The following is a 16,854-nucleotide window of genomic DNA, read 5'->3' as shown; positions in this document are numbered from 1 at the left end:
GTCGCAGGCGGGACCGACGCGCGGTCTCCGGTAGCACACGGGCGGCAAGGTTTCCGGGCACGCCCCCCGGGCCGGTCAGCTCACGCGCCGCACCCGCAAGACGAGATCCAGGACCTGGTGGCCGGCCGCCGGACGATTACGGTCCCGTTTGTCGTCGACCTCTACCGTCCATCGGTCGTCGAGCAGCGGGACGATATCGACGGGGAGGTAGTAGGCGTAGGGGTCGAAGTGGTGCGGATGCTCTTCCGGCGCGGGCATTTCGGTCGGATCGTGGGTGACGAACAGGAGCGTTCCGCCCGGCGCGACCGTATCCAGCAGGCCGAGCAGCGTCGCGTGATCGGGTTCCTTCTCGATCGGGAAATAGTGCGCCGACACCAGATCGAACGAACGAGCCGGCAGCGGCGTGACGGTGATATCGGCCTGCTGCCACGCGATCTCCGGATGCCCGGCCGACGCGCGCTCGATCGCAACCTTCGAGATATCCACCGCGGTGACCTGCCAGCCCTGCTCGGCCAGCCAGTAGGCGTCCGCGCCCTCACCGCAACCGAGGTCCAGCGCCTGCCCGGGCGCCATCCCGGCCACCTCCGTCACCAGTGCGTCGTTCGGCAGGCCGCTGAAGCGCTGCTCGGTCTCGCCGTACATATCGTCCCAGAACTGCTGGTCCATCCGTGTCTCCTGATCTCCTCGCGGGGTTGCCACCAAGCATCCGGAGAAACCGGAAACTTGACAAATTTATTTGCCAGAACTGCAATAGTGACATGCTCGAGGAATTCGGCGATGTCATCGACGCGATCGGACCGCGGCTGCGTGAGCTGCGGCGACGCAACGGCACCACCTTGGCGGCCCTGTCCGAGGTCACCGGCATACCGGTCAGCACGCTGTCGCGGCTGGAATCCGGCCAGCGTAAACCCAGCCTCGAACTGCTGTTACCCCTGGCCAAGGCCCATCATGTACCGCTGGACGAACTGGTCGACGCCCCGGAGACCGGCGACCCCCGGGTGAATATCCGCCCGGTCACCCGGCACGGCCAGACCTTCGTCCCGCTCACCCGCAAGCCCGGCGGCCTGCAGGCCTATAAACAGATCCTGGCCGGCCGCGCCGCCGCCGAACCCGACCTCCGCACCCATGAGGGCTATCACTGGCTCTACGTCCTCAACGGAAAATTGCGCCTGATCCTCGGCGACCGGGATATGGTGCTGACCCCCGGCGAGGTCGCCGAATTCGATACCCATCTCCCCCACTGGTTCGGCAATGCGGACGAGCATCCGGTCGAATATCTGAGCATCTACGGACCACAGGGCGAACGGTTCCACATCAAGGCCCGGTATCGCCCGTCGTAATTTCGATATGCCTCATACGCTGGGCGAACACATATAGTTACCGTTTCGTTAGGCATCTTGTCCGTGTCGTTTCCGAAGCATCGGCGGCGGACGGCGAAACATGACTCCCCGGGTTTGCAGGACCGACATATAGCTGTGGTGTATTTCCAACGCTGTTCGAGCAGTCGGTGATGTTCTCGCCGTGCACGATGCGGTGAAAGTTGTTGCGATCCACCGGCGCTCGACCTGAGCACGGAGGACCGCAATTATGGAGTCAGTACCGCTAGTCCGAAAACGCATGGCCGTCATGGCCCTCTTCGCCGCCGCGGCCGGCACCATCCTCTGTACAGCCGCCCCCGCCGAGGCACGACCGGTCGAAGTGCCCGGTCTCGGCATTTTCGAAGTTCCCGATCACATCCCCCTACCGGCCGGAATCCCCGGTATCGGAACCCCGCCGCCCCAATTCGCCCCCGCCCCCTCGGTCGGTGATATCGCGGTGCAGGCGGCACGCAGCAAACTCGGCGCACCGTACGTATCCGGCGGCACCGGCCCGAACACCTTCGACTGCTCGGGGCTCGTGAAATGGGCCTACCAGCAGGCCGGAGTGGACGTACCGCGCACGAGCTGGTCCCAGCTCTCCGCCGGCACCCCGGTATCACTCGACCAACTACGTGTCGGCGATGTGCTCTCCTACAGCGGCGGCGGACATTCCGCCCTGTACGCCGGCGACGGCCAGGTGATCCACGCCGCGACCACCACGGTGGAGATCTCGCCCATGTCCTATTCGCCCGTGGTCGGAGCACGCCGCTTCTGACCCGCGGCCGCGTCGTGGTCCCGATATCCGGCGGCAAGCCCGAACCACAGCCCGGGCCCACGACGCACCCACCCACCCGCTACCCCCGGGCACCCGGCCCGGGGGTAGCGGTCCGTTCGATTCAGAGGCGTTCGATGATGGTGGCGTTCGCCAGACCGCCCGCTTCGCACATGGTCTGCAGCCCGTAGCGACCCCCGGTCTGTTCCAGATGGTTGACCATCGTCGCGAGAATTCGCACACCCGAAGCGCCCAGCGGATGCCCCAGCGCGATCGCGCCGCCCCGCGGATTCAGCTTCTCCGGGTCGGCCTGCAGTTCGTGCTGCCACACCAGCGGCACCGGGGCGAACGCCTCGTTCACCTCGTACGCATCGATCTCGTCGATCGTCAGACCGGCCCGGTCCAGCACCTTCTTCGACGCGGGAACCGGCGCGGTCAGCATGAGCAACGGATCATCGCCCAGCACCGCAAAGGAATGGAAGCGGGCCCGCGGCGTGAGCCCCAGTTTCGCCGCCATCTGCTCGCTCATGATCAGCGCCGCCGACGCGCCGTCGGACAGCGGAGACGAGTTACCCGGCGTAATGGACCAATTGATCTCCGGAAAGCGCCGCGTGTATTCCTCATCCGCGAAGGCCGGCTTCAGTCCCGCGAGCTTCTCCGGGGTGGACCCGGCACGGATGGTTTCGTCCGCGGTCAGTTCACCCGCGGCCACCAGCTCCCGGTCGAACCCGCCCGCCGCCGCGGTCTCGGCGGCGAGCCGATGCGAACGCGCCGCGAACTCGTCGAGGGTCGCGCGATCGAACTTCCACCGCGCGGCCAGGATCTCGGCCGCGATCCCCTGCTGCACCAGCCCCTCCGGGTACCGGTGTGCGATCGGCCCACGGTTGGCGTCCTGCCCCTGCGCATTGGAGAACATGGGCACCCGGCTCATCGACTCCACCCCGCAGGCGATCGCGATATCGTAGGCCCCCGATATCACGCCCTGGGCCGCGAAATGCGCCGCCTGCTGACTGGACCCGCACTGCCGGTCCACGGTGGTCGCCGGAACCGATTCGGGAAACCCGGCCGCGAGCACGGCGGTCCGCGAGATATTGAACGCCTGCTCGCCACTCTGCGTGACGCAGCCGCCCACCACATCGTCGACCAGCGCCGGATCCAGGTCGTTGCGCTCGATCAACTTCCCGAGCACCCCGGCCAGCAGGGTCGCCGGATGCACCCCCGACAAACCCCCGCCCATCTTGCCTTTCCCGGACGGCGTGCGAACCACATCAACGATGACGGCGGATGGCATGGGCCCCTCCTGAACTGCTCGTTACGGTCGACCGAGTTAGTGACCGTTCCAGGATAAGTTAACACGGATTCGCATCGCGGGACCAGAGCCGCAGCGTCACACAGGCTTGCCGAGAGACATCTGCCCGACACAGGCTCGTCGCCGTGCCGATTCGACAGACAACTGGTGGCCGACCGGCCAGAGCTACCCGGCCGCGTAGGGATCGGTCAGTGTCGTCGGCGTCCGGGCTACCTCGAGCGCCGCCTCCGGGAATCGCGGCCCGGCGACATAGGTGCGAGCACGCGTACGTCCCATCGGCTCCAGGATCTGCCTTCGCGCCAGCTCGCGCAGATCTCGTTGCGCCTGTTGAAGATTGAGATTCTCGTTCTGCTCGTAACGACTGCGGCGCACCCGGCCCGACATCGCCACATCGTGTAGCGCGCTCACCAATCGCTCGTCGAGCGATTCGGTACCGGCGAATTCGGACAATCGCTCCCAGACCTGCCCGGAGCGAACGAATCGCGCGTGCACGGTCTGCGCCTGCTGGTGATAAGCGATCAGATTGAAGCGGACCCACTCGGAGACATCCTGGTCCGGCTGGTACTCACTGCCGCGACGGCCCAATACCTGGTAGTACTCCCAGGTATTGCCGGGACGGCCGAGCCATGCCTCGATCGAGGAGAACTCCGGCGCCAGCACCCCTTCGCGCGCGATCATCAACGTTTGCAGCGACCGCGACATCCGGCCGTTCCCCTCGGCCCAGGGATGGATGGACACGAGATGCAGATGGGCCATCGCCGCACGCACCAGCGGGTGGGTTTCGTCCTCGGCACCCAGCCACTCCGCCAGTTCGGCCATGAGCGCCGGAACCGCACCTGCCTCCGGTGCTGTGTACGCGGCGATGCTCGGGTCGCGAGCATCCGTCACATAGACAGGGCCGCGCCGCCACTGTCCGGCGGGTTTACGTGGTGAATGCCTATGTCCCTGCAACATCCAGTGCAGGGCGTTGAGCATCTCTTTGTTGTAGGCGAAGTCTTCGACATCGTGGAGCGTTTGGATGTAGGTCATCATCTGCTCGTAGGCGAGCGTCTCGGCCTTGTTCTCCTCGGAGACCTCCACATCGCGCTCACCGGCTATCAAGTCCTCGACATCAATGGTCGCGACCTTGAATCCTTCGATCGAGTTCGATGCGGCCACGGCGTCTGCCGTGAGGAACTTCCGCAAACCGCCGGCCCACTTGCCCGGCACTTTCTGCAACTGATGCCGCAGCTCATCGCGCATACTGTCGACCTCGGACAGCACGCGTTCATCGCTCGTGGTCAGCGTCGGAGTCGGGAACAACACCAACCAACGATATGATGACGCAATCATTACGTCAACGCGCGGGTGCCGTGTCGCGTGACCAGCCGTCGCGGGTGAGCCGGTCCAAGGCACGACATACAGGCTCTGGAAGAGGAGGGGCGGACCAGATTCGTCTGGCACACCGATGTCCTGCCGGACGAACTCGCCGAACAGATCGCCGGATTCGTCGAGCAGGGATCGGCGGTCATGGCCCGCGCGCTGGAGACTGCCGGCGAAGTATCGGCCACGCCCGGGCCCGAGTCCTGACGAAATCAGGCCCGAGCCGGTGCCGGTCAGCGAGCGGTACCGCTCGGGCCCGCAGGATGCACCGGACCCGAGACGGACAGTCAGACGAGCACGCCCAGCGCGAAAGCACCGAGGCCGACCAGAACCGCGCCGGTGAATACCTGCACGCGGCGGTCGACCAGGCACATCAGCGACAGGAAGCCCGGCATCGAGCCGCCGCGCCGGGTGTAGACGATGGCGGTGGCGCTCGGCAGGCAGCGGCCGAGCGCCACCGTCACGAACAGCGCCGCGCCCAGGGCCGGCGACCCGACGGCGGCGACTCCGAGCGCCAGCAGGTAGTACGCACTGGACCGGATGTAGATCAGGAATCCGGGGCCGATGATCGCCCCGAACAGCAGCGATACCTTCCACGGCGCTGTGCTGCGCCGCAGGTGCCGGGGCAGCTGCCGGCGCCGCATGGGCGTCGGCATAACGAGCAGTCCCAATTCGTGCAGGCCGTATGCGGCGGCGAGTACGGCCCAGGCACCGAGCACGAGTGTGATCGGCACGAGGCCGAGGGCGAGCCCGCCGAGCGCACCGATCAGCGCGCCGGTGATCGAAGCGGTTGCCGTCGAACCGAGGGCGTGCCAGCCGAGCCGGCGCAGCGGCGTGGACGAGCCGCGGCGGTCCGGTTGTTTGGGTGCGACCACGACGCCCGCCACGGACATACCGCAGGTCGACCAGTTCGCGGCGAGCGCAGTGATCAGACCGGCACCGACGACCGCGCCGGTGAGGCCCGCGGCCGCACCGGGCGCGGCCACCAGCGCCGCCACGATCCCGGCCCCGGCGGCGATCGCGGGCAGGGCGAGGCGGGAGCCGATCCCGACCGAGCGCCGCAATTCGGGCCGGATCTGCGGCATATCGACCGGCAGGGCTTCGTGATCGAGCAACGTTGTCATGGTGTACCTCCTGGTGGTGACCGCACGTCAGCCGACGTGCACGGTTCCGGACATGGTCGGATGGATCGAGCACCGGTACGCCACGTCGCCGGGCGTCGTGAAGGTGAACCGGAAGGTGTCCTCGCTACGGACACCGCTGTCGAAGACGCCGTCGGCGCGCAGATCGTGCAGCAGGAGGCCGTCGTCGAAGCGCCATTCGACGGTACCGCCGACGGGGACCCGGACCTCCCGCGGCTCGAATCGGATCTGACTGATGTGCACGACAGCGTCGGCCCGCGGCGGGCCGGAACAACCGCCGGCAAACGCCAGAAGTATGAGGGCGGCCGAGTAACTCAGCCCTCGACGACGACGGTGCCGACCATCATCGGGTGCGGGGTGCAGTGGTAGCTGAATGTGCCGGCTTCGGTGAAGGTGTGGGTGAAGCTGCCTTCGGTGAGCAGTTCGCTCTCGAACGCTCCGGTGTCCTCCACGACATCGTGCGGGAGGCCGTTGTCGTCGAAGATCCATTCGACCGTCTGGCCCTTCTCGATCGTCACCGAGGCCGGGCTGTAGCTCATGTTCGCTACCTGGACCGTCACCGCGGGGGCGCCACCGCCGGAATCGCCGCAGGCCGTGAGCGGCAGAAACGCGAATACGGCGACGACCAGGACCAGGAACTTTCTCATCGATACCTCTCATCGGACATACATCAGGTTGGCCGTCATCCCGGCCTCGAAGTGATAGGCGTTGTGGCAGTGGAACATCCACTCACCCGGGTTGTCGGCGTCGAACTCGATCGCCAGCGAGGTGCCGGGCAGGACATTCACGGTGTCGCGGCGGAGTCCGCCGTAATCGGGGATCGCGAAGGTGTGCCCGTGGGTGTGCATGGGGTGCCACATGGTCGACCGGTTGTGCATGGTGATGCGGACCCGCTCGCCCTGTTTCATCACCAGATCGCCCGCGTCGGCGCCCGCCATCGCCCAGACGTACCGGTCACCGGCTTGGAGCAGATCCACCGCGTAGTCGCGGTCGGGTGAGCGGTTCGGAAGTCGCGTGTGCTGTGCGGGGCGCAGTTCGCTTTCCGGCACCAGGTGCCCGCGGAGCTCCGGGATCACGCCGCCGATATCGGGATCCGCGAGCGGAGCCGCGTCCGAACTGCGCAGTACGGTCGAGGCGTAGCCGGGACGGCCTTCGACCGCGGCCACGACCGGCCACGCCCCCGATGCGACAGTCACCAGGACGTCGTAGCGCTGGGCCATACCGATCAGGATCGTGTCTGCCTCGACCGGGACCACATCGAATCCGTCCACCGCCACCACGGTCAGCCGGTGGCCGGCGACGGCGAACCGATACGGCGTCTCCGCGCCGGCATTGATGATGCGCAACCGCAGCCGCGAACCCGGAGCCGCCGTGATGACCGCGGGGTCGTTCGGTGGGCGGCCGTTGATCAGATGCAGCGGATAGGCGATGTGCTGGGTCATCCCGCCGAGTTCCCGCGATTCACCGTGCCCGGCCGCGGTGAGCGAGGCCGCCACCGCGGCCTCCCCGGCACCCACCTGCACCGGGGCGGCGCCACCGTGACCGGCGTGACCGCCGTGCAGATCGGGGTTGAGGGCGGCCATCACCGCATCCGGTGTGGTGCCCAGCCCGTCGACCCAGTCGTCGAGAACCAGGACGGCGTCGGCGTCGGCACCCGACGTATCGCGCGGGTCCTCGACGACCAGGGCGCCGAAGAGCCCCCGATCGGCCTGTAACCCGGAATGCGAGTGGTACCAGTAGGTGCCCGGGTCGGGCGCGACGAAACGGTATTCGAAGGCGCCACCCGCGGCGATGGGTTTCTGGGTGACCGGCGGCACCCCGTCCATATCGTTGCGGATCCGGATCCCGTGCCAGTGGATACTGGTCTCCGCCGGCACCGTATTGCTGACCCGCACCGCGAGGGTATCCCCGGCGGAGAGCCGCAACTCCGGTGCGACGGCCCCGGCCCCGTACGCCCATGTATTCACCAGTCGCCCACCGAGATCCACGGTCGCCGCACCCGCGGCGAGCGCGTAGGCCGCCGTTTTCCCGGTCGAGGCACGGGCGGCCTCGGCGGCTGCGACCTCGGGATCGCCGGGTTTTATGTAGTCGAGCCGGGCGGGGCCGGAGGTGGTGCCCGCCGACGATCCACACCCCGTGGCGCCGAGGGCGCCGATTCCCGCCAGTCCGGCGCCGGCCGCCGCGAGGGACAGGAACCGGCGTCGACCCAGCAGCGCGGACGTCATTCCAGCACCTCGGGCGTGATCAGCCCGGCGACCGGTTCGACATTGCCGTCCAGCGTCACCGCGCTCACCTGGTTACCGGTGGCCACATCGAACCCGACCAGCCGCTGCGGCGCCTCGCCGTCGACCTCCGGCGCGTCCCCGAGGATGTAGAACTTCGTGCCGTCCACGCTGTAGGCCATCGACGTGTACGCGGTGATACCGGCGTCGGCGAGTGTGTAGGTGCGCAGCGGTTTCAGGTTCGCCGCGTCGTACACCACCACCTTCGCAACCGAGCCGCCGCGAGCCGAATCCGGGTGCACGATGCTGTCGGTGTAAGCGATAGCGATGCGGGTCCCGGCGGAGTTGATGACGTTCTCGGCGAAACGGCCCGATGGATCACCCGCGTTGCCGACGGGTTTCACCGGTTCGGTGGGCAGTCCGCCGGCGAAATCGAAGACGAACACATCACCGTTCTCGCTCACCAGCAGGGCCTTGTTCGCCTCGGCGGCGAACGTGGTCTTGCGAGTACTGACGAAATCCTCGGGCAGCACCTTCGCCCGGCCGGCCTCCTCCGGGACACCCTCGTCGTTGATCGCGACATGCAGCAGTTCGCGGGTCTCCTCGCAGACGCTGTAGAGATCGTGCCCGACCATCCAGGTGAACGGCCCGCAGCCGACAATGCGGACGGCGCCGCTTTCCCGCCCGGATTCGAGATCGACGACCCGAATGCCGTACAGCCCGTCATCCCAGGTCACGAAGTATTTGCCATCGGAGGTCACGGCATTGGAACCCGGCCGCGAATGCACCCGCGCCACATCGGGAAGCGCGACCTCGGCGGGTTCGAGCAGATTGCCCGAATAGGTGCTGACCGTGAAATCGGCGTCACCCCGGGAGCCGCGGGGCCGCCAGACCTCGGCGGCCAGCACCGCGGGATCGTCCGGGGTCTTCCCGACGAAACCATGGATGACCGGGTCCCAGATCCCGGGCCCGACGATGACTCGGGTCGTGATCTTCCCGGTCGCCGGATCGATGGCGTCGACCTTCATCTCGAGACTGCCGAAATCTCCTTCGACGCCGAGGATCTGGTCCGCGCCGATCGGCTTGATCTTCCCGACGTGCAGGGGCTCCGGGAACTGCCCGGTGATCGCTTGGTCTTGCTCCCCCAGGCCGATCCCCGGCCCCGGGTCGCCGAATTCGACGCTGGGATAGGTGACCTCGGTGGACGATTCCGGGTCCGGCGACCCGCACGAGGTCAGGGTCAGCAGGGCGGCCAGCGGTACGGCGGCCGATACCACCCTGCGGCGATTCGATGTCATGATCCGGCCCCCACCTTCGGCCGGTCCGCGGGACGGGCCTGGCAGTCGGCGCCGATGATCGGCGCCATGGTGCACGTATAGGCCTGCGACTGATCGGAGACGCACCAGATGATCTCCTGATCGGTGCTGCCGCTGACCGGGTTGTACATGGTCGCCTGCATATCCGGCTCACCGCAGAAGGCGTTGGAACAGCTGGGGGCACCGCAGCAGTCGTAGTAGGCAATGAGGTAGGTCTTGCCGTCGGCCGGATTGGTACAACAGCCGACCCAGAATTCCGCGCCCGGTTTCGAACCCGGCGCGCAGGTGGTGAGCCCGCCGCCTTCACATGCGGCACAGGATGTTCCGTCCATATTGCACCAGCGCCAGTAGTCGCATTCGGCGGGATTGCTGCCGTCGTACTCCGGTACCTGCGGTTCCGGCGCCGGCTCGGGCGCGGCCGACGCCCGGGACACCGGCAACGCCCCGATCACCGCGACCCCGGACGCTCCGACGGTCCAGCGGCCGATCCGGGAAAGCATCGAACGCCGCGAGGAGCGTTCGGACAGGCGGCGTCCCGCGCGGCTGACGAGCCCGCCGCCACGACCGGCCATCCATTCGGCCTGTTCGGCCACCGTGTTCTCGTCGACCGGATACCGCTGTTCGGTACCTCCGTGGTCGTGAGGATGACTGTTCTGATTCATCTGCACTCCGTTCCGGGAATCGAAGAAAGGAATTCGCCTACGTCCGGCCGTACGCGGCGGGGTTGCGACCGGCGCCCATCAGGCGGCGCCGCGTTCGGCGGCCCGGGCGTGCAGGTGCTGGAGCGAGGGCGTATCGGTTTCCAAGGCGTTGAGCAGGCTCTCCACCTGCGCCATGTGATTGCACAGCCCCTTGGCCCGGACCTTGCCGTGCTCGTCGAGCATCACGCCGAACGGTGTGGTGCCGACCTGGTAGGCGATACCGACATCGCGCCCGTCGACATAGCTGAGTTCGGCGCCGATCCCCGCGCCGGCGAGAAATTCGGCGTGCTCGCGCTCGGTGCCGTCGGAGATCAGGACGATATCGATATCGCCCTCACCCTTCGCCATCGATTTCATCCCGGGCAGCAGCGATTTACAGGTGGAACAGTTCGGCGCGGTGAACAGCAGCAGCTGCGGGCGTTCGCGATGCCCGCCGACGCTGACGCTGCGGCCGAGCTGGTCGGTGAGTCCGTGGAAGGTGGGCCCGATCTGCTGCACCTTCGGGCCGGTGTCCATCATCCGGGCGCCGAGCGGCCCGAGGCGCACCTGCACCCGGCCGATCTCCCGGGCGAGCCCGAGGATCATCAGCAGCTCGGCGCAGACCGCCGCGCTCAGAAGCAGGACCATGGTGACAAGGAAAACGGTCAAGGATCAGTCCTTTTCGAGTGGTCAGTAGCGGCTGGAAGACGAGACGGCACGAATTTCGACGGCCGCGGGGGTCAGGTAGTCGTCGACCGGCCGGCGGCCGAACGACATCACCGATCGCGCATACAGTCCGACGGCGACCACGGCGACGGCGAAAACTCCGATACCGGCTCCGGCGGCGCGTTCGGCAACCGTGAGCACCGGTGCCACGGCGACCAGTACCGCGGCGACCGCCGGCCCGGCCGCTCGGAGCGCGTGCCACCATCCGATACGCGCGATCTCGTCCTTGCCCGCGGCGAACGCGAAACATCCGCAATCCAGGTCGCGCCGGCCACGCAGCAGGTTCACCGTGAGCGCGAGGAAGAAGACGACGAACAAGGCCGCCGCCGCGAAACCGGCGACGCGCGGTACCAGGCCGAGTACCAGCGCGGCACCGAGCACGATCTCGGCCCACGGCAACGCCGCGGCGACGACCGGCACCAGCGGATCCGGTAACAGCCGGTACCCGCGCACACTGCGTTCCGTCCGGGCCCGGTCGGCCACCTTCGGCACCCCCGCGATCACCAGAACGGTGCCCACCGCACCCGCCAGAGCTGCCCACACCATCGGCGCCCTCACTTCCCTCTGTCGAACCGCCGGCCTCGCGGGCGGTGAGCAAAGTATGGAAAGCCGATGCGACGGAACCGCTTCCCGCGGATTACCGTCCGCGCAGTACCGAATGGAATCGTCGCCGCCATGGTTTGCCCTGTTCAGCGGCAATCACCCCGCGGCGGCAGTGATGCCGGTCACAGTACCGGTCGATGCCGCGGCGATTTTCGCGACCGATTCCCACTCGGTGATCGCTTACCTGTCACATGGGAAACATCGATGCAATCCGGCCCTCGTAGATTGCAATTCCCGAAGTAGATTTCTCACCCCAGGTGGCCTATGAACACCAGCGCTCTTCAGGCCGCGCTCCGGCACGCCGCAGTGGCCGACCCACCCGTGGAACCGGTGTACTCGCCACTGCGCGCCCTCGGCCGCAGTCAGCTCACACCATTGGATCTGGCCGGGCAATCGATGTCGACCATGGCGCCGGCCACCTGCATGGTGTTCACCGCGCTGTGGATGTCGGCGGCCGGATCGCACGGCGTGCGCGGGCTGTCCGCCGTTATCGGCGCGGTGCTGGTGATGGCGCTGGTCGCACTGTGCATCCGCCAGTTCACGGTACGGCTCGCGGCATCCGGTTCGCTGTACAGCTTCGTCGCCCACGGTCTCGGGAAGCGCGCGACGCTCACCGCGGGAGCGGCATTATTGGTGGGCTACCTCGGCGTATCGATCTCGGTGCTGTCCAACGCCGGCGCCGATCTCGCGCAGGTGGGCGAATCGTTCGGGCTCCCCCGGTTTCCCGCCGCACTCGTCTGCGCGGGCATCGCGGTGGCCGTCGCACTGATCGCGATCCGCGGGGTGCGGTTCGCCACCCGGCTGATCCTGCTGATCGAGGTGTGCACCATCGGTTTGATCCTCGCCCTGCTGCTGCAGACCCCCGAGCCGCTGGCCTTCGACCTGACGGTGACCTCCCTACCCTTCGGCCTCCTCGTGTTCCTGGCGATGCAGACCGTACTGAACCTCGCCGGGTTCGAAAGCGCCGCCTTCTTCGGTCCCGAGGCGCAACGCCCGTTGCGCACGGTGACGCGAACCGTCCTCGGCACGCCCCTGCTGGTGGGCGCGCTCTACATCGTCGCGGGCTGGGCCGGGATGACCGGGCATGCCGGCACCCTGCTCAACGCGTACTTCGGCGGCACCGCCTCGGGTGCGAGCCCGTTGCTCGTGCTCGTGGTGAATATCGGCGTCTGCTCGTCGTGGATCGCCTCGACGCTCGGTTTCGCCCAGGCAGGCTCGCGGTTGCTGTACTCGATGAGCCTGGAACGCCTCATCCCCGCGGTCTTCGAGAAGGTGCAGCCCCGGTTCCGCACCCCCTACGCGTGCGTCGCGCTGTTCGTCGGTATCTCGTTTCTCGGCACGCTCTGGCACACCCCGGGACACGGCGGCTCTACTGCCTTCGACGCCGTCACCGAGATCACGCTGCTCCTCGGCTACACCCTGGTCGCCTTCGCGGCATTGCGTTTCCTGCATCGCATCGGCGAGCACACTCCGGGAACCCGCGCGGCGGGCCTGGCAGCGGCGGCCGCGGGTAGTGGCCTGCTGGTGTTCGCGGCCGTGGATGCCGGCCGCTCGGGTGGGTGGCTCTATCTGGCATGGTGTGCCGCGCTGTGCCTGTCCGGCACCCTCTGGTACGCCGTGCTGCGCCGATATCGGCCCGCCAGTATCGACGCGATCGGCGTATTCGACAGTGTGGAGACCGCCGACCTGCTCCCCGGCGCCGCCTCACTACGGATCGACGAAAACGGCCGTCCCGTGCTGAGCCCACCCGGACGGTAACCATGGTGGCCGAGCGACACCCCGCCCGCCCGGGCGCGGCGGGCACCGGGTTCGGGGGACAGCAACCCAAAGCCGTACAGCGCGCATTGGCGATGCTCGAAGCGGTCGCGCACCTGGGCGCCGGTGTCTCTGCCAAACAGATCTCCACCTACACCCGCGTCCCCCCGGCCACGGCATACCGAATCCTCAACCTCCTGGTCGCCGACGGTTTCCTGGTCCGCACCCCCGACCTCACCGGTTTCGCCCTCGGCCGCCGCACCTCGGAACTCGCCTACGCCGCCGCAACCACCCAGCCCGCCCGCACCGTCGCCGAAATCCTGGAAGACCTCCGCGCCGAAACCCGCCACGGCCTCTACGTGACCTCGTTCCGCGGCGGCACGCTGCGAATGGTCGACACCGACCCCGACCACGAAATCGTCCCGGCGGCAACGATCAGCCGCAACCCCCACGCCCACGCGGTCGGCAAGCTGCTGCTCGCCTACCGACCCGGACTGCTGGAACACATCGAACTCCGACCCGTCACCGCACACACCGTCGCGGATCCGCTGGCCCTGAAATCCCAGCTGGCCCACATCCTGGCCACCGAGGTCTCGTTCGAAGACCAGGAGTCCCGCATCGGCCGCGCCGCACTGGCAGTTCCGGTGCGCGAACCCGGATCCGAGGTGGTCGGCGGACTGTGCGTCCAGGGTTCCGTCGGCCGGGTATCGGTGCACAATGCGGAACTGATCGCCTTCCTCCGGCACGGCGCGGCCGAACTGACCGGTCTGCTGTGATCGGCCCATACGGCACCCGCAGGGAATTCAGCCGATCAGCGGAGTCCGGCGAAAAGGTCGGCCTCCGCAGAGGGTGCTGCCGCGACACGATTGAAATGGCGGACGAAGCTCTCCGTGCCGAAGATCATCTGCTGTAGTTCGGTGGGCATCCGCAGAAACGGGATGCTGTCACCCTGACTGCCGTGGGCTTCCAGCGCCTTGACCTTGCGCTGGGTATAGGCGGCCACGTCCACCACCGTGGTGATCTGGTCCATCGGTGTGCCGAAGTCGTCCGGCGGTTCGAAGTCGACAGCACCGCTCGCGCGCAGCGCCGAGAACACTTCCAGCGAGCTTTCTCGCGGAATCGCGGTGTAATAGAGCTTGTCCGGGATATCCGTTGCTGTTGCCGCCGCCTGTGCGATGCGGTTGGCCTGGATATGGTCGGGGTGGCCGTAGTTGCCGTTTTCGTCATAGGTGACGACCACCTGGGGACGGTAGTACCGCATGAGGCCTGCGAGCCGGGCGGCCGCCTGCTCGACGGGAATATTCCAGAAGGCATCGGGGTCGTGGTTGGCGTCCCAGCCGTCCATTCCCGAATCTCGATAGCCGAGCAACTCGATATGCGCGATATCCAGCAGCGCTGCCGACTCCCGGAGTTCGGAGAGCCGTTGTTCCCGCACCGCCTCGGCATCGTGACCCGCCTGGCCGGGTTTGATCCCGCCGGGTGCATCACCCTGCTCGCCGTTGGTGCAGGTCACCAGCACTGTTCGGATACCTTCGGCGGCATAGCGCGCAAAAATTCCACCGGTGCTGATCACTTCGTCGTCGGGATGGGCGTGTACGGCCATGATCGTCAGTTGGTCGGCCATGTATCCCCATCGGTCTGTGTCCGGCAATTCGAAGTCTTCACTCCAGGAATGAACACCGACACCCGGAACATTGATTCCGCGGCCGGCCCCGACACCATCCGCCACTGGCAGGTCGACTGGACCGAATTCCGCCGCACCCACCCCGAGATCCACGGCGACCTGGACAGCCGGCTCGGTCGGCTCGGTCGGCTCCCCCGCACCATCCCGATTCCAACCACTCGATCCAACTAACTGACCGATTCGGCCACCAAGCGCACCAACTCTCCGGCAAGTGCTGGGTTTGCGGCAATGGTGTGGCGAGCGCGGGTGCTGTGATCGGTGCCGTCGGAATCGCGAACGACGGCGCCACTCTCCCGCGCGATGATCACGCCTGCCGCCATATCCCAGGGCTTGTTGGACAAGATGACACACCCATCCGTCCTGCCTTCTGCCACCCATGCCAAATCGATTGCGGCCGAGCCGAACATGCGCACCCGTTCCACGGATTCGGCAAGTTCCCGCGTGAGGGCGAGCCGGTCGCGGTTCGCGGCGCCGGCAGCGGTTCCGACGGCGTAATCACCGATCGAGACAATGGCCTCGCCGAGCCGCTGTGCCGTACCTGTGGCCAGGATCGCTTCATTGGCGAAGGCGCCTGATCCTTCGGCTGCGTAGTACTCGAGCCCGAGAAAAGGTGCCCGGATGACACCGACCTTCGGCCATCCCCCACAGACAAGAGCCAGCGATACCGCACAGAGCGGAATCCCGTGAATGAAGTTCGACGTGCCGTCGATGGGGTCGAGAATCCATACCTGCTCGGCATCCGGGTCGGCGGTTCGGCCGGTACCCGATTCTTCGCCCAGAAACCCGATCTGCGGTGTCGCGGCGTGCAGGTAGTCCTGAATCTTCCGCTGAATCTCCAGGTCCAGCTCGGTGACGAAATCCCGGTCGCCCTTCGCCTGCACTTCGCCCGGGACAGCGCGCGCAAGCAAACCGGCCCCCACCTCGACCGCCCTACGGGCAATGTCCACCAGGGCCGCGAGTTCGGTCATGACCGAACCTCCTTTCCGCGGGTCCATATGCCATCGAAGACACCGGCAAATGTATCGAATATTCCTGCAGTCGCCGACTTGCGTGCGACGAAGGTGGGCGATTCGAGACCACGCGCAAGCGGCAGGTAGGGCTGCACGACACATAGCTCTGAGTCGACAAGGACGATATTGAACCGCGCAGTTTCGTCATATGTCCGAATTTGCATGGATCCCGTTGACGCAGCGCTCAAATTCTCACAGATCCGCTGCAGCACTCCTATGTTCAACGCGGTCAGACCCGACAACGCCCCAGGCGCCTGATCCTCTTCCACTTCACGCCGCCTGATCTCGTCCCCTTGGGGATCCAGGAACAGGCACCGCATCGCTGTCCCGGACCCGAGGAGTTGGACGATTTCACGATCGGAGTACTGCTGACACAACATGTTCAGAGAGATACCGGCGATGTCGATGGTTGTGGCGCCCCCGAACAACTGCTGCGGCGGCATCTCCTGGGCGAAAGCAATTCGGGTCGGAAACACAGCTTCGACATCTGCAGTGGACGATAGGAGCTGCTGCCGCGGCGGCAGCTTGCCGGGCCGATCCCGCTTCGCGGCACTCCGGTCCCCCGCGGGTTCGTACTTCCTGAACAATTCGTCGACCGAACTGTCCGGGAACATCGCCTGCAAAATTCGGCAGTGATGGGGGTACGGCAGTCCGGTGAGATCCCCCGATAGCCATCGATAGAACTGCGCTTTCCGCGGGCCGGCGCCGACAAGCGCGGGGTCGACCTTTATCGCATGCCTGTCGTACTCCCTGTTGAACGCCGACAGCGTTTGAATATGACGCTGCTGCAGAAGAGCTTTCAGAACTGTCGCCATGTCCTATCTCCAGGATTATGCGGCCACCAGGAAAGAAGAGACCTAGAAGATACCATCGGAGTCGAGGTGATACCCCGGCAGCGGCGAGAAGATACTTCGC

19 protein-coding genes are annotated in these 16,854 nt (G+C 66.7%); 5 read left to right on the top strand and 14 right to left on the bottom strand.

The genetic code is table 11. The features are described 5' to 3' along the window. Positions 1-75: 75 nt before the first annotated feature. Positions 76-666 (bottom strand): class I SAM-dependent methyltransferase, encoded by a 591-nt coding sequence (locus tag ACIA75_RS06620; protein ID WP_397100583.1) that lies wholly within the window; start codon positions 664-666, stop codon positions 76-78. A gap of 92 nt (positions 667-758) precedes the next feature. Here ACIA75_RS06620 and ACIA75_RS06615 point away from each other — a divergent pair, with 92 nt between their 5' ends. Together ACIA75_RS06615 and ACIA75_RS06610 are read left to right on the top strand one after the other, a co-directional pair. Next, a complete protein-coding gene (locus ACIA75_RS06615; RefSeq protein WP_397100581.1) occupies positions 759-1,340 on the top strand; it encodes a helix-turn-helix domain-containing protein in 582 nt (193 codons plus the stop codon). Between the two features lie 277 nt (positions 1,341-1,617). After that, positions 1,618-2,133, top strand: coding sequence for an NlpC/P60 family protein (locus ACIA75_RS06610; protein ID WP_397100578.1), 516 nt, complete (start codon positions 1,618-1,620; stop codon positions 2,131-2,133). A gap of 121 nt (positions 2,134-2,254) precedes the next feature. Here ACIA75_RS06610 and ACIA75_RS06605 read toward each other — a convergent pair whose 3' ends face one another. The 10 genes from ACIA75_RS06605 to ACIA75_RS06560 all read right to left on the bottom strand — a co-directional run bounded on the left by ACIA75_RS06605 (position 2,255) and on the right by ACIA75_RS06560 (position 11,433). Continuing rightward, positions 2,255-3,421 carry a thiolase family protein gene (locus tag ACIA75_RS06605; protein ID WP_397100576.1) on the bottom strand — a complete coding sequence of 389 codons (1,167 nt, stop codon included), beginning with the start codon at positions 3,419-3,421 and terminating at the stop codon, positions 2,255-2,257. Between the two features lie 183 nt (positions 3,422-3,604). After that, the gene (locus tag ACIA75_RS06600) at positions 3,605-4,744 is read right to left on the bottom strand and encodes a Fic family protein (protein WP_397100574.1); all 1,140 of its coding nucleotides are present in this window, start codon (positions 4,742-4,744) and stop codon (positions 3,605-3,607) included. Between the two features lie 344 nt (positions 4,745-5,088). Continuing rightward, on the bottom strand, positions 5,089-5,925 hold the full coding sequence (locus ACIA75_RS06595) for a methylamine utilization protein (RefSeq protein ID WP_397100572.1): 837 nt from the start codon (positions 5,923-5,925) through the stop codon (positions 5,089-5,091). Positions 5,926-5,952: 27 nt separating this feature from the next. Beyond that, the gene (locus tag ACIA75_RS06590) at positions 5,953-6,186 is read right to left on the bottom strand and encodes a biphenyl 2,3-dioxygenase (protein WP_397100570.1); all 234 of its coding nucleotides are present in this window, start codon (positions 6,184-6,186) and stop codon (positions 5,953-5,955) included. 71 nt (positions 6,187-6,257) lie between these two features. Further along, positions 6,258-6,590, bottom strand: a complete 333-nt coding sequence (locus ACIA75_RS06585; protein ID WP_397100568.1) for a plastocyanin/azurin family copper-binding protein — start codon at positions 6,588-6,590, stop codon at positions 6,258-6,260. A gap of 9 nt (positions 6,591-6,599) precedes the next feature. Then, the gene (locus ACIA75_RS06580) at positions 6,600-8,168 is read right to left on the bottom strand and encodes a multicopper oxidase family protein (RefSeq protein ID WP_397100566.1); all 1,569 of its coding nucleotides are present in this window, start codon (positions 8,166-8,168) and stop codon (positions 6,600-6,602) included. Beyond that, a complete protein-coding gene (locus tag ACIA75_RS06575; RefSeq protein WP_397100564.1) occupies positions 8,165-9,463 on the bottom strand; it encodes a hypothetical protein in 1,299 nt (432 codons plus the stop codon). Before ACIA75_RS06575 ends, ACIA75_RS06580 begins: the two co-directional genes overlap by 4 nt. Beyond that, entirely contained in the window at positions 9,460-10,143 is a 684-nt protein-coding gene (locus tag ACIA75_RS06570) for a methylamine dehydrogenase light chain (RefSeq protein WP_397100562.1), read from the bottom strand. The genes ACIA75_RS06575 and ACIA75_RS06570 overlap by 4 nt, the downstream gene beginning before the upstream one ends. A gap of 78 nt (positions 10,144-10,221) precedes the next feature. Next, positions 10,222-10,830: a methylamine utilization protein gene (locus ACIA75_RS06565; protein ID WP_397100560.1), complete on the bottom strand. Its 609-nt coding sequence runs from the start codon at positions 10,828-10,830 to the stop codon at positions 10,222-10,224. Between the two features lie 21 nt (positions 10,831-10,851). Beyond that, entirely contained in the window at positions 10,852-11,433 is a 582-nt protein-coding gene (locus ACIA75_RS06560) for a MauE/DoxX family redox-associated membrane protein (RefSeq protein WP_397100557.1), read from the bottom strand. Between the two features lie 321 nt (positions 11,434-11,754). Between ACIA75_RS06560 and ACIA75_RS06555 the strand changes: the two genes are divergently transcribed. Continuing rightward, a complete protein-coding gene (locus tag ACIA75_RS06555; RefSeq protein ID WP_397100555.1) occupies positions 11,755-13,248 on the top strand; it encodes an APC family permease in 1,494 nt (497 codons plus the stop codon). A 2-nt stretch (positions 13,249-13,250) separates the two neighbouring features. Continuing rightward, entirely contained in the window at positions 13,251-14,021 is a 771-nt protein-coding gene (locus ACIA75_RS06550; RefSeq protein ID WP_397100553.1) for an IclR family transcriptional regulator, read from the top strand. Between the two features lie 35 nt (positions 14,022-14,056). Here the strand turns inward: ACIA75_RS06550 and ACIA75_RS06545 are convergent, their stop codons facing one another. Then, positions 14,057-14,869: a PIG-L family deacetylase gene (locus ACIA75_RS06545; RefSeq protein ID WP_397100551.1), complete on the bottom strand. Its 813-nt coding sequence runs from the start codon at positions 14,867-14,869 to the stop codon at positions 14,057-14,059. A gap of 48 nt (positions 14,870-14,917) precedes the next feature. Between ACIA75_RS06545 and ACIA75_RS06540 the strand changes: the two genes are divergently transcribed. Continuing rightward, the gene (locus tag ACIA75_RS06540) at positions 14,918-15,100 is read left to right on the top strand and encodes a hypothetical protein (protein ID WP_397100549.1); all 183 of its coding nucleotides are present in this window, start codon (positions 14,918-14,920) and stop codon (positions 15,098-15,100) included. On the opposite strand, the gene ACIA75_RS06535 is transcribed toward ACIA75_RS06540, so the two are convergent. Together ACIA75_RS06535 and ACIA75_RS06530 are read right to left on the bottom strand one after the other, a co-directional pair. Then, positions 15,097-15,897, bottom strand: coding sequence for an inositol monophosphatase family protein (locus ACIA75_RS06535; RefSeq protein WP_397100547.1), 801 nt, complete (start codon positions 15,895-15,897; stop codon positions 15,097-15,099). The two genes, ACIA75_RS06540 and ACIA75_RS06535, sit on opposite strands and share 4 nt — an antisense overlap. Beyond that, a complete protein-coding gene (locus ACIA75_RS06530) occupies positions 15,894-16,754 on the bottom strand; it encodes a DUF5919 domain-containing protein (protein ID WP_397100545.1) in 861 nt (286 codons plus the stop codon). Before ACIA75_RS06530 ends, ACIA75_RS06535 begins: the two co-directional genes overlap by 4 nt. Positions 16,755-16,854: the final 100 nt, after the last annotated feature.

This window comes from Nocardia sp. NPDC051750 (genome assembly GCF_044453135.1).
Lineage (GTDB): Bacteria > Actinomycetota > Actinomycetes > Mycobacteriales > Mycobacteriaceae > Nocardia.
This window is presented reverse-complemented; position numbering and strand designations above follow the sequence as displayed.

Bases quoted from the DNA above. Each gene is read 5' to 3' on its own strand.
- ACIA75_RS06620 (WP_397100583.1), bottom strand. From the start codon at position 666: ATGGACCAGCAGTTCTGGGACGATATGTACGGCGAGACCGAGCAGCGC.
- ACIA75_RS06615 (WP_397100581.1), top strand. From the start codon at position 759: ATGCTCGAGGAATTCGGCGATGTCATCGACGCGATCGGACCGCGGCTG.
- ACIA75_RS06610 (WP_397100578.1), top strand. From the start codon at position 1,618: ATGGCCGTCATGGCCCTCTTCGCCGCCGCGGCCGGCACCATCCTCTGT.
- ACIA75_RS06605 (WP_397100576.1), bottom strand. From the start codon at position 3,421: ATGCCATCCGCCGTCATCGTTGATGTGGTTCGCACGCCGTCCGGGAAA.
- ACIA75_RS06595 (WP_397100572.1), bottom strand. From the start codon at position 5,925: ATGACAACGTTGCTCGATCACGAAGCCCTGCCGGTCGATATGCCGCAG.
- ACIA75_RS06585 (WP_397100568.1), bottom strand. From the start codon at position 6,590: ATGAGAAAGTTCCTGGTCCTGGTCGTCGCCGTATTCGCGTTTCTGCCG.
- ACIA75_RS06580 (WP_397100566.1), bottom strand. From the start codon at position 8,168: ATGACGTCCGCGCTGCTGGGTCGACGCCGGTTCCTGTCCCTCGCGGCG.
- ACIA75_RS06575 (WP_397100564.1), bottom strand. From the start codon at position 9,463: ATGACATCGAATCGCCGCAGGGTGGTATCGGCCGCCGTACCGCTGGCC.
- ACIA75_RS06570 (WP_397100562.1), bottom strand. From the start codon at position 10,143: ATGAATCAGAACAGTCATCCTCACGACCACGGAGGTACCGAACAGCGG.
- ACIA75_RS06560 (WP_397100557.1), bottom strand. From the start codon at position 11,433: ATGGTGTGGGCAGCTCTGGCGGGTGCGGTGGGCACCGTTCTGGTGATC.
- ACIA75_RS06555 (WP_397100555.1), top strand. From the start codon at position 11,755: ATGAACACCAGCGCTCTTCAGGCCGCGCTCCGGCACGCCGCAGTGGCC.
- ACIA75_RS06550 (WP_397100553.1), top strand. From the start codon at position 13,251: ATGGTGGCCGAGCGACACCCCGCCCGCCCGGGCGCGGCGGGCACCGGG.
- ACIA75_RS06545 (WP_397100551.1), bottom strand. From the start codon at position 14,869: ATGGCCGACCAACTGACGATCATGGCCGTACACGCCCATCCCGACGAC.
- ACIA75_RS06540 (WP_397100549.1), top strand. From the start codon at position 14,918: ATGAACACCGACACCCGGAACATTGATTCCGCGGCCGGCCCCGACACC.
- ACIA75_RS06535 (WP_397100547.1), bottom strand. From the start codon at position 15,897: ATGACCGAACTCGCGGCCCTGGTGGACATTGCCCGTAGGGCGGTCGAG.
- ACIA75_RS06530 (WP_397100545.1), bottom strand. From the start codon at position 16,754: ATGGCGACAGTTCTGAAAGCTCTTCTGCAGCAGCGTCATATTCAAACG.